Genomic DNA, 11,336 nt, shown 5'->3' on the forward strand with positions numbered 1-11,336 from the left:
AAGTTGGGGTAGAACTGAGGAGGTAATTTTCATGTCTGAAGAAATCAACGTCCAGGAAACGGCGGCCGCCGAACCGGTAACGGAAACAGCAACGGAAACGGTAAGCCAAGATGCACTGGAAAATCTCGTGACCTTGAAGAAAGGGGACACCGTGAAAGGTACGGTAGTCAAAATCGAGGATAACCAAGCGTATGTTAGCCTTGGATATAAATACGACGGTGTTATTCCGTTGCGCGAGCTTTCTTCCGTTAACTTGGAGAATGCTGCCGAAGCGGTACAAATCGGCCAAGAAGTAGAAGCGAAGATCGTGAGCATCAACGATGCCAAAGAATCGCTCGTTCTCTCTAAACGCCAAGTCGACAGCCCGCGCGCGTGGGACGAACTTCAAGCGAAGTTCGAAAGCGGCGAAGCGTTCGAAGTCGCGATTACCGACGTCGTTAAAGGCGGTTTGGTAGCTGACGTAGGCGTTCGCGGATTTATTCCGGCTTCTATGGTCGAACGTCATTTCGTCGAAGACTTCGCTTCTTACAAAGGCCGTACGTTAAAAGTCAAAGTCAAAGAAATCGACCGCGAGAACAACAAGGTCATTCTTTCGGCTAAAGACGTGCTGGATGCAGAGTATGAAGTTCAAAAGCAACAAATCATGAGCTCCCTGCAAGCCGGTCAAGTGTTGGATGGCAAAATCCAACGCCTTACTCCGTTCGGCGCGTTCGTGGATATCGGCGGTATCGATGGTCTCGTACACGTATCCGAAATGGCTTGGCAGCACGTTGCCCACCCTGCGGACGTCGTAGCTGAAGGACAAAGCGTGAAGGTTAAGGTTCTGAAAGTCGATCCTTCCCTCGGCAAAATTTCTCTCAGCATCAAAGCGGCTCAACCGGGTCCATGGGATTCCGCTAACGGACAATTCAACGTTGGCGACATCGTAACGGGCGTAGTTAAACGTCTTGTTAGCTTTGGCGCATTCGTTGAGATCGCTCCCGGCGTTGAAGGTCTCGTTCACATTTCGCAAATCGCGCACCGTCACGTTGCGACGCCATTCGAAGTGTTGAAGGAAGGCCAAGAAGTTCAAGCGAAAGTGCTTGATTTCAACCCTGCGGAAAAACGTATTTCCCTTTCGATCAAAGAAACGGAAGAAGCGCCGGCTCGTCCTGAACGCGAAGCTCGCGAGCCTCGTGCTCCGCGCGCTCCTCGCGAAGAAAGTAACCTGCCGCCTGCGGAAAGCATGAGCTTTAACCTAGGCGAAAAATTCGGCGACAAGCTGAGCAAATTCAAATAAGAGCGATTCAAATCCGAAGAGCTGATCTTTTCCCGTAATACGGGCTGAAGATTGGCTCTTTTTTTGTTGGATTTAACACAATCCGAAGTTAAAGCGGGATTCGATTTTACATTGAGCATCTACAATGGACGAGTAAGAGCTATTATGAGGAGGGAATCATTAGTGTTCATGTTAAAGAACAAGCTTGTGGCCTTATTTGTTAGTTCCGCGCTCGTAGTGACTTCCGCAGTATCCGGCATCGCTTCCGCAGCGGCCGCGGAAGCAAAGCCTTCCATCACGATCCTTCCAATCGATCGGGCAATCGTTCTTGCGGGGCAAAAGCTCGATTTCCGAGTCGAATTAAACGATGCGGTCGTTTCGAAAGACGCGCTATCGGTAACGGTAAACGGGAAAGACGCGGAAACCTATTTCGGTAAAAAAGCGGTTCGCACGAACGCGAACGAGAAAAGCGCTGAATTCACGATAAAAAATGTAAGCTTTCCTAAAGCGGAAAAGATTACGATTAGAGCGACAGCGAAAGTAGACGGTAAATCGATTGCCAAATCCGTTGGTTACGAAGTGTATCAAACGGTAGGCAACGCGAAGACGGCGAAAAACGTAGTTCTCTTCATCGGCGACGGCATGAGCGCGAACATCCGTACCGCTGCCCGCGTCGTATCGAAAGGAATCGACGAAGGAAAGTTCAAGGGCTGGCTGGAAATGGAAAAGATGGACTACATGGGTTTGATTACGACATCGGGTATGGATTCCATCGTAACGGATTCCGCGAATTCCGCTTCGGCTTACGCGACTGGCCACAAAACGGCCGTTAACGCCGAAGGCGTATATCCGGACAATACGTCCGATCCGTTGGACGATCCGAGAGTGGAAAATATCGTCGAGCTCGTGAAACGCACGAAGAAAATGGCGACGGGTATCGTTACGACGGCGGATGTCACCGATGCGACGCCAGCGGCGATGGCAACCCATACCCGCAAACGCAGCACGTCCGAAGAGATCGTGAATATGTTCTTGGAGCCGGGATCCCGTCCGGACGTTCTGATGGGCGGCGGATTGGAATGGTTCTTGCCGGAAAATCAAGGCGGCAAACGTAAAGACGGGAAGAATAAGATCGACGCGTTTAAGTCCTCGGGTTATTCTTACGTTACGAACGCGACCGAGCTCAACAAGGTAACGAACAAAAACCAATTGCTCGGCTTGTTTAAGAAAGGCAACATGAACGTCTACTTCGACCGGGAGTATACGAAGCCGGTCAATACGGCGATCGTCGGTCAAGATACGGACCAACCGACGTTGATGGAAATGACGACCAAAGCGATCGACGTTCTCGATAACAACAAGAACGGATTCTTTTTAATGGTAGAGGCCGCGTCTATCGATAAAATGGCGCATCCGATGGATTTCGAAAGATTGATATGGGATACGATAGAGTTCGATAAAACGATCGGTTTAGTGAAACAATACGCGCTCAAACATCCGGACACATTAATTATCGTAACTTCGGATCACGGCCATTCGATGACGCTGAACGGAACTTACGATACGGCTGCGGCTGCTGGAAAAAGCGCCGATGAATTGCGCGAGCTCGTAGGTACGTACGCGGATTCCAAGTTTCCGACGTATGTAGATGCGAACAAGGACGGGTTCCCGGACAACCCGGATTCGAATTGGAAGATAGCGGTAGGTTGGGGGAACCATCCGGATTATAACGAGGACTACTTGACGAACCCGGTTCCCGTTAATCCGACGATTCAAGATCCGAATGTGAAAGATAAAGCATGGTTCATCGCTAATCCGGACAAAGATCCGAACGGAATTCATCTGCCGGGTAACATTCCGCACGACGAATCGGTTGAAGTTCATACCTTCGACGACGTGCCGGTTAACGCTTCCGGCCCGGGAGCGCAAGCTTTCGCGGGTTACATGGATAATACGCAAGTATTCCGCAATATGGTTACGGCGCTCGGAATTCGGGCGACTTCCAAGTAAGTTGCTAACTATTCGAAAGACGGTCTCCTACGGAGACCGTTTTTCGTTATTTATTCAGACGTTAAGGGCATGATTACCATTCCTTGCGGCGCATACTAACGACGAGGAGGTGGGGGAATGCCACCGGCGTTCGGTGCTGTGTTTTTGTGGTTGATGGCGACGATTCTTTGGTGGAGCGGGTGGAGGGAAGAAGCGCCCGCGGAGATCCCTCATTGGGCCGTAGGGGTGTTTCTGGCGATATGGCCATTGGCATGGTTAAGCGAGATAACGGCGATTCCGGGTTTAACGATTAATGGAGCCTGGTGCTGGACGTTTATCACGGTTGTACTATTGGCGTGCAGGATGAATGCGAACCGAAGGTGGCTTGCGCTGTCTACGGGAGTTTTAATCGGTTCGATTTATGCGGTTATGAGCCGCATGGCTTTTTATCCGTCCGGATTATCGCATTATTTCGACCCGTGGGGGGCGGCGATTGTCCTGGGATGGTTATCGGCGCTTCTTCTTCGCAACGTTTCCGAACAGGCGTTGGCCATATCCGCGGGATTGTATTTAAGCGAAGGCATATCGGCGTTACTGATCGCGGCTTCCGGTTCCGTATTCGAAATGAGAGCTTCGGAATGGATGGAACGATGGTGGATTGCCTTGTTATTCTCCCAGCTGTGGGCGTTGACCGTCAAGGCTCTGATTGAATTCGCGAGAAAATGGATACCGAAGATAGGCACGAGAAGAGGGGGTCAGCGTCTATGATGTTCGAATGGTTTCAATCCCACAGGGATATGATGTGCGTAATTATGGGGGCGGCTTTCGGGCTTGGCGCGAGAATTTTTATGCTCCGCAGCGATTACAGGCAATATCCCGCTTATCCCCACGGGAAAATCATCCACCTCTCGCTCGGGTTAATAGCCGGGGCATTGGGGGCGGTTGCCGTTCCAGCGTTGTTTAACAAGGATTACACGGCGATCACGTTTCTCTCGCTCGCGGCGCAACAATTCCGTGAAGTGCGAAATATGGAGCGGAATACGTTAACGGCGATCGATCATCTGGAGTTGGTTCCTCGAGGCGCCGCTTATATTGAAGGGATTGCGGTCGTATTCGAGGGTCGTAATTACTTGGCGATACTCACTGCGTTCATGGTCAGCGTATTCGTGATGTGGGTGGGGTGGTGGGCCGGTCTGTTAGCCGGGGCTGCATCCCTGCTCGTTGCGCACTATTTCATGAAAGGCAAAAAAATATCCCATATCGCTCATGTTGAGATGGCTCCGATCAGATTGGATGGACCGAATCTTTACGTTGGGGACGTCTATATGATGAACGTTGGATTAGACGAGAACAGGGAGATTATCCGGGAGCAAGGAATCGGTTTTATCCTCGTGCCGAAGAACGACGACGCTAAAGTAACGATCGCCAATCTCGGCCAGCGCCAAGCGATCTTGCATGATGTTTCGACTAGATTAGGCGTGTATCGCGATGACGGCGACCCGGCTCTGATGCCGATCGCGAAGCTGGGATTGCGCACGGGGAAGTTGGGTTTACTGGTTCTGCCCCGGGAGAAGGATGTAGATAAAGCCTATCAGGCGGTAAGCAACGTACCTTTACTGGAAGCTGCGGTGAGAATGCCGACGGAAGCGAACCGGAAGAGCACGGAGGCGAAGCAAAGTGGCTAAAATCGTAGGCGTCGTCACGACGAATCGGCAGAAAGTCGGGGGAGGATCGCCGATATTCTTCGCGAATGACCGGGAGGAGCTTCAGAAAATCGCGCATTTGCTGGAGAAAATCATGGATTGCGCGGCGCATTTGATCGACGAGGATTTATTTATCATCGTGAAGAGACAATGACGGATAGGGGGAGTTGGCAATATTCGTTAGCCAAGCCGACTGATTTTTGATATGATGAAAGTTGTGAGTGTTTTTTTATGAATCCATCATAAGGATGGGCAATGCTGTTTGACATGTTGAGGAGTGGGAAATATGGCACGACCCGTAATCGCCATCGTCGGAAGGCCCAATGTGGGCAAATCCACGATTTTTAACCGGATCATAGGTGACCGACTCGCTATCGTAGAAGATAAGCCGGGCGTCACTCGCGACCGTATCTATGGCACTGGTGAATGGAACGGACGATCCTTTAGCGTAATTGATACAGGCGGCATCGAGATCGATGGAGAAGACAGCCTGCTTCGTTCCGTTCGCGCTCAAGCGGAGCTCGCCATCGAAGAAGCCGACGTGATTATATTCATGGTAGACGCCAAAGCCGGCGTAACGAACGCCGACGAAGAAGTCGCGCAAATGTTATTCCGTTCCCATAAGCCGATCGTGCTTGCGGTGAACAAAGTGGATAATTTGCAGCGGATGGACGATATCTACGAGTTCTACGTACTCGGTTTCGGCGATCCCGTACCTTTATCGGGTTCTCATGGACAAGGTATCGGGGATCTGCTTGACGCCGCCGTGAATAAGCTCCCCGTTAAGGAAGAGAAAGAGTATAACGACGATATTATTAAAGTCGCGTTAATCGGTCGTCCTAACGTCGGCAAGTCGTCTCTCGTCAATGCTATTCTAGGCGAAGAACGCGTAATCGTGAGCAATATCGCCGGAACGACTCGCGATGCGATCGATACTCCGTTCGAGAAAGATGGACAGAAGTACGTGTTGATCGACACCGCCGGTATGCGCAAGCGCGGCAAAGTCTATGAATCGACCGAGAAGTACAGCGTCATGAGAGCTATGCAAGCGATCGAGAGAGCAGACGTGGTTCTCGTTGTCATCAATGGCGAGGAAGGAATTATCGACCAAGATAAGCATATCGCCGGATACGCGCACGAGAATGGAAAAGCGGCTATATTCGTCGTCAATAAGTGGGACGTCGTCGACAAGAACGATAAAACGATGCAGCACTTCACGAATACGATCCGCGATCATTTCTTGTTCATGTCTTACGCTCCTGTCGTCTATTTGTCGGCTTTAACGAAGCATCGGTTAACGAAGCTGTTCCCGGTCGTTAACCGCGTTGCGGAGCAGCATGCGTTAAGGGTTCCAACCAATGTGCTTAACGATATTATTTCGGACGCGGTTGCAATTAACCCACCGCCGACGGATAAAGGCCGCAGATTGCGTATCAATTACGTGACTCAGGTAGCCGTCAAGCCGCCAACGTTGCTTATATTCGTTAATGACCCTGAATTGATGCACTTTTCTTATGAGCGTTACTTGGAGAACAAGATTCGCGCGGCATTCGAGTTTGAAGGAACTCCGCTTAGATTGTTCACTCGTAAGAAATCAGATCAGGAATAGGGGAGACCGGCGTGTTAAATTCGTTTATCGCGATCGTTGCGGTTATTGTCAGCTATTTGTTAGGCTCGATTTCATTCAGCATCTTGTTCGCCCGGTGGCTTCGTAAAATCGATATTCGCGATCATGGGAGCGGGAACGCGGGAGCAACCAACACGCTTAGGGTATTGGGGAAAGGGCCTGCCATCGCGGTGTTCTTGCTTGATATCGCGAAGGGCTCCGTTGCGGTTGGCTTAGGAATATGGCTTGGCGACGGCAACGATTGGATTTCGGTAGCTTGTGGTCTTGCGGCGATCGGCGGACACAATTGGCCGATCTATTTCCGCTTCAAAGGCGGTAAAGGAATCGCGACGACGATCGGCGCTTTAATCGTTTGGGCGTTCCTTCCGACGTTAATCGCGGGGATCGTAGCGATTCTGGTTATCGTATTTACGCGATACGTGTCGCTTGGATCGATGATCTTCGCCGTATGGCTTCCGATATTGTTTTATGTATTCGATCTGGATGCGGCTTATATTTGGGGGGCATTGGTCGTCGCCGTATTGGCGATCGTACGTCATCGTAAAAATATCGTTAAGCTGCTGAACGGTACGGAGAACAAGCTGGGGAGCAGCAAGAAAGGTGAACCTCATGGCGCATAAGAAGATTGCCGTTATCGTTGCGGGGAGCTGGGGGACGGCACTGTCGCGCGTATTGGCCGACAATGGCCACTTGGTAACGCTATGGACTCGTAATCAAGCTCAGGCGGACGAAATCAACCGCGAGAGACGTAACGAGAAATATCTGCCCGGCGCGACATTACCGGAAGGGATTACGGCTACGACGGATATGGCCGTAGCCGTAAACGGCGCGGAAGCCGTCTTATTCGTTGCGCCTTCTTCGGCTATGAGGGATGTGGCTCGTCTAGCCGCTCCCCACTTACATAAAGAAGCGCTTGTCATCCATGCGACCAAAGGATTCGAAAGCGACAGCCTGAAACGAATGTCTACCGTGCTTGCAGAGGAGCTCGACAGGCCGGAGGAACGAATCGTTGTTCTGTCCGGTCCAAGCCATGCGGAGGAAGTCATTAATCGTCATCCGACGACGATTGTCGTCGCTTCCAAAGAAATCGCCTGCGCGGAGTCGGCTCAAGATCTATTTATGAATGAATCCTACTTCCGCGTTTATACGAATCCCGATCTTATCGGAGTCGAAACGGCCGGCGCGATCAAAAATATTATTGCGCTAGGGGCAGGTTTGTCCGACGGTCTTGGTTTCGGAGATAATGCCAAGGCTGCTCTGATCACTCGCGGCCTTGCGGAGATTGCGCGGTTAGGCGCAGCTATGGGGGCCAATCCGTTGACGTTCGCCGGTCTAGCCGGAGTCGGGGATTTGATCGTGACTTGTACGAGCCAGCACAGCCGGAACTGGAGAGCGGGCTCTATGCTCGCTCAAGGTCTGCCGTTAGCGGAAGTGTTGACGAAAATGGGAATGGTCGTAGAAGGCGTCAGAACGACGAAGGCGGCCCACATTCTCTCGGAACAGCACGGAGTCGAGATGCCGATCACCGATCAGCTCTATGCCGTTCTGTTCGAAGGGATTCCTCCGGAGAAAGCTGTCGGAGCGCTAATGGGGCGGGTTCGTACCCATGAAATCGAGGAAATCGCGACCGCTTCGCAAGATAAATGGTTCAAAGGCTAATCAAGAAACACGCCCACACGCTTCTCCTCTTCTCCTCATAGGATGCAGTGCAAACACCCGGAGGAGGGGAAGCATGGACAAATTTCCTAAAGATCTGCTTGGCGCGGTAAACAAAAAAGCCGGGAAAAATATTTCCGAGAATTCAATCAAAAAGATTGCCAGCAACGTAACGCCAAGCACCTTGCAAAGCGAAGCGCAAATCAGAGCTCTGATCAAACAAGTTTCGGCGATGGCTAACATTCCTGTGTCGGAGGAAACGATTAAGGAAATCGTTAACGCCGTCAAGAAAAGCGGGATGAACTTGAACAGCTTGGAGTCGCTCGTTAAGATGATGGTCAAGAAATGAATGAAGATGCCTGCCTGCATTTTGCGGCGGGCATCTTTTTTTCGGGAGAGATGGGCTTATCTACCAACCGTTTTTGTCTTATTTCGTTGAGAATGGTATAATGTTATGCATTTGAGGTTGTTAAGAAGACGGAGGAAGACATAGATGTACATAATGTTACAAACCTTTGCCGCCGCCAAGTTGGATGCGATGGGTAAAATGTGGGTTTCCATGATCGGCATAGGCTTGATGGTGTTAGCCGCTCTTATCATTACATACGCGCGCAACAAGACCAAAGGCTGGATTCGTCTAGTTTTGACGCTAGTCGCTATCGTTATGCTGATATATGGAGTTATTTGCGGACTTCTGTCCCTGATCTAAGAGGATGCCGCATTATATGTAAAATCGCGCGGAGGGAAATACTATGATTACTTTAACCGGACGAACCCTCACCAAAACCGTGGAATCGCAAATCGGCAAAAGCCTGCTGCAGTTGGCGCAAGGGGCATCGGTGGATTGGCAATATAATTGCTCTCGCGGAACGTGCGCGAAATGCAGATGTATTGTCTTGGAAGGCGCCGAACGGCTGTCGGAAGTGAACGATGCCGAGTGGGACAGGCTAGGACCCGAGGAGCTTGAAGCCGGATATCGGTTAGGTTGTCAAGCGACCGTCGTTAAAGAAGGCGAAATAACGGCGAAAAACAAAACTTATTTTTGAATCGAATTGTTAGCGGGTGTTAATAGGGTATTCTAATCTTGGAACCTTGCTTATGGAATGGAAGTGGATGGCATGCAGAACGTTGCGTCGGATACCGCGCTTGCCAAATTGGCTTCAATGCTGGAAGGTAGCCAGGCTCGTTGGATTGTCGGAGGCAGCACCGGTTTAGCGCTGCGAGGAGCGATCTTGGAGCGTGCTCCTAGCGATTTGGACATCTATGTGGATGGCAATGCGGTTGCATCCGTGGATGAGAAATTGCGTGATTATAGGTTAGACGGACCGAGCGAGAATAGAACGGAACGATATCATTCGATTCTATCGCATTACCGCATCGAGGATACGATGGTTGAATTGGTCGGGGATTTTCGCGTAACCGCGTTGCAATCCGAGTATTTGACGGAAGTGGACGAATTCCTGTTTCCCGGCAGCGATAGAATCGAGGTGGCTTACCATTCTGTCGCTATCATTCCGTTAGGCCATGAACTGATCTTTAATTTACTTCGCGAGCGTGGAGATCGTGCCGCCGAAGCGGGACGTTTGATTTCTGAAGATCCGCGGAGGCATTTGCCTCTGTTGCAACAACTCATAAGAAGAAACGAGATCTCGTTTAGCGTTGCGGCGGAGGCTTTAAGGCTGGCAGGCGAAGGTTGATCTCCATGCTTCGAGGAAGGAGCAAGGATGACGAACCCACATAAGGTTACTTTTCTGCCGGATAACAAATCGGTCAACGTACGGCCCGGTACGACGCTATTAGACGCTTCGCGACGCGCGGGGGTCACGATACGCACGCGTTGCGGCGGAGTCGCGGGCTGTCTCATGTGCAAGGTCCAAGTTGCGGAAGATCAGGCGGAATTTCTGCAACCGCCAACCGTTGCGGAATCCCGCAAGCTAGGCTCGTCCATGTTGGCTGAAGGAGTCAGGCTTTCCTGCCAAGCCCGAACGAGAAATTCGGTAACCGTGTCCGTACCCGAGGATCCGTTAAAGGCTGCCATACGCAAGAGATTAGCAGAACAGCAGCAGGAAGACGATTGGTTGAATTAATGCTTTACAGGAGGATTAATTATGAAGGTGCGTCAACTGCCTAGAACGATAGCTTTAGGGATGTTAAGCCTAATTCTGATTTCTTTGACAGGCTGCCTGTACCCGGACGATCAAACGCCGGGCGGCAATGTTTCGGCTAGGGAAGCGATACTAACGGTTCAGGATGCGGTAGACCGATACCAAGAGCAAACAGAGCTGTTGCCAATCCAGAACGCCAAGGAATCGGTACCGGTTTACGAAAAATATAAAGTGGATTTCGGAAAGCTTCAAAGAATGGGTTATATTTCGAGCGTTCCATCGGCCGCTTTCGAGAGTGGCGGTTCTTATCAGTTTCTGATCATTGACGAGGAAACGAAGCCGCAGGTTAAGTTGTTGGATTTAACGGTCTTTCAGAAGGTGAACGACGTTCAGAAGAAGGTGAATGAATATCGGTCGAAAAATGCGAATCGAAATCCGGCAGGGGAAGAAGTTTACCCGGGATACGCCTTGGTCGACTTCGATAAGCTAGCCATTAAAGCCGTCGATATTCAAAGCATGTATTCTCGACAATCTTTGAACTTGCTTGTAGACGGGCAAGGGCAGGTTCTCGTCGATTATGGCATAGATATCGTCACCGCGGTCGAGAAGTCGGAGCTCGCTCCAAAGCCGGAAGACGATCTGAGACGGGTGCTGATTGAAGCGTCGTATTACGTACCGGTTCGTTCGCCTGTTTACCATTGGGTAGAAGGAGAACCTCAGGCAGTCTCTAACCCGATAAAGTAAGAGAATCATACTGCAAGCATAAGCCGCATTTCCAAGGTCTATACGACATCGGGAATGCGGTTTTTTATTTGAACCTGCTACCTTTACTATCATTTTGGAAAAAATATTAAAAAAGTAGACATACGTCTCTCTCTAATTTCATATGCTCATGGGGGAAACAACAGGAGCGCCGGCGGGCGTAAGCCGGCAGGGCAAACATTTTGTGCGTGCAGCGTCATAATCCCGGCGTTCGTACATACAATGTTACCAGTCCA

At 50.6% G+C, this 11,336-nt stretch carries 14 protein-coding genes; all 14 read left to right on the forward strand.

Going from position 1 to position 11,336, the window contains the following annotated elements; translation table 11 throughout:
• The first annotated feature begins 31 nt into the window (after positions 1 to 31).
• Positions 32 to 1,279 (forward strand): 30S ribosomal protein S1, encoded by a 1,248-nt coding sequence (rpsA, locus tag HH215_RS03825; RefSeq protein ID WP_169278698.1) that lies wholly within the window; start codon positions 32 to 34, stop codon positions 1,277 to 1,279.
• A 168-nt stretch (positions 1,280 to 1,447) separates the two neighbouring features.
• Complete coding sequence (locus HH215_RS03830) at positions 1,448 to 3,268, forward strand: alkaline phosphatase (RefSeq protein WP_254450536.1); 1,821 nt, start codon at positions 1,448 to 1,450, stop codon at positions 3,266 to 3,268.
• 117 nt (positions 3,269 to 3,385) lie between these two features.
• A complete protein-coding gene (locus HH215_RS03835) occupies positions 3,386 to 4,015 on the forward strand; it encodes a hypothetical protein (protein ID WP_169278700.1) in 630 nt (209 codons plus the stop codon).
• Positions 4,015 to 4,932 carry a YIEGIA family protein gene (locus HH215_RS03840; RefSeq protein WP_169284209.1) on the forward strand — a complete coding sequence of 306 codons (918 nt, stop codon included), beginning with the start codon at positions 4,015 to 4,017 and terminating at the stop codon, positions 4,930 to 4,932. The genes HH215_RS03835 and HH215_RS03840 overlap by 1 nt, the downstream gene beginning before the upstream one ends.
• Complete coding sequence (locus HH215_RS03845; RefSeq protein ID WP_169278701.1) at positions 4,925 to 5,104, forward strand: capping complex subunit for YIEGIA; 180 nt, start codon at positions 4,925 to 4,927, stop codon at positions 5,102 to 5,104. The genes HH215_RS03840 and HH215_RS03845 overlap by 8 nt, the downstream gene beginning before the upstream one ends.
• Before the next feature lie 132 nt (positions 5,105 to 5,236).
• The gene (gene der / locus HH215_RS03850) at positions 5,237 to 6,559 is read left to right on the forward strand and encodes a ribosome biogenesis GTPase Der (protein ID WP_169278702.1); all 1,323 of its coding nucleotides are present in this window, start codon (positions 5,237 to 5,239) and stop codon (positions 6,557 to 6,559) included.
• An 11-nt stretch (positions 6,560 to 6,570) separates the two neighbouring features.
• Positions 6,571 to 7,197: a glycerol-3-phosphate 1-O-acyltransferase PlsY gene (gene plsY / locus HH215_RS03855; protein ID WP_254450359.1), complete on the forward strand. Its 627-nt coding sequence runs from the start codon at positions 6,571 to 6,573 to the stop codon at positions 7,195 to 7,197.
• Positions 7,187 to 8,236, forward strand: coding sequence for an NAD(P)H-dependent glycerol-3-phosphate dehydrogenase (locus HH215_RS03860; protein ID WP_169278703.1), 1,050 nt, complete (start codon positions 7,187 to 7,189; stop codon positions 8,234 to 8,236). The genes plsY and HH215_RS03860 overlap by 11 nt, the downstream gene beginning before the upstream one ends.
• A 73-nt stretch (positions 8,237 to 8,309) precedes the next feature.
• Complete coding sequence (locus tag HH215_RS03865; protein WP_169278704.1) at positions 8,310 to 8,582, forward strand: stage VI sporulation protein F; 273 nt, start codon at positions 8,310 to 8,312, stop codon at positions 8,580 to 8,582.
• Positions 8,583 to 8,726: 144 nt separating this feature from the next.
• Positions 8,727 to 8,942, forward strand: coding sequence for a DUF2768 family protein (locus HH215_RS03870; RefSeq protein ID WP_254450360.1), 216 nt, complete (start codon positions 8,727 to 8,729; stop codon positions 8,940 to 8,942).
• Between the two features lie 43 nt (positions 8,943 to 8,985).
• Positions 8,986 to 9,279: a 2Fe-2S iron-sulfur cluster-binding protein gene (locus HH215_RS03875; RefSeq protein WP_169278705.1), complete on the forward strand. Its 294-nt coding sequence runs from the start codon at positions 8,986 to 8,988 to the stop codon at positions 9,277 to 9,279.
• 72 nt (positions 9,280 to 9,351) lie between these two features.
• Positions 9,352 to 9,930, forward strand: a complete 579-nt coding sequence (locus HH215_RS03880) for a nucleotidyltransferase family protein (protein ID WP_169278706.1) — start codon at positions 9,352 to 9,354, stop codon at positions 9,928 to 9,930.
• 27 nt (positions 9,931 to 9,957) lie between these two features.
• Positions 9,958 to 10,320, forward strand: coding sequence for a 2Fe-2S iron-sulfur cluster-binding protein (locus tag HH215_RS03885; protein ID WP_169278707.1), 363 nt, complete (start codon positions 9,958 to 9,960; stop codon positions 10,318 to 10,320).
• A gap of 21 nt (positions 10,321 to 10,341) precedes the next feature.
• Positions 10,342 to 11,082 (forward strand): YphF family lipoprotein, encoded by a 741-nt coding sequence (locus tag HH215_RS03890; RefSeq protein ID WP_169278708.1) that lies wholly within the window; start codon positions 10,342 to 10,344, stop codon positions 11,080 to 11,082.
• Positions 11,083 to 11,336 lie beyond the last annotated feature (254 nt).

The sequence above is a fragment of the Cohnella herbarum genome (genome assembly GCF_012849095.1).
GTDB lineage: Bacteria > Bacillota > Bacilli > Paenibacillales > Paenibacillaceae > Cohnella > Cohnella herbarum.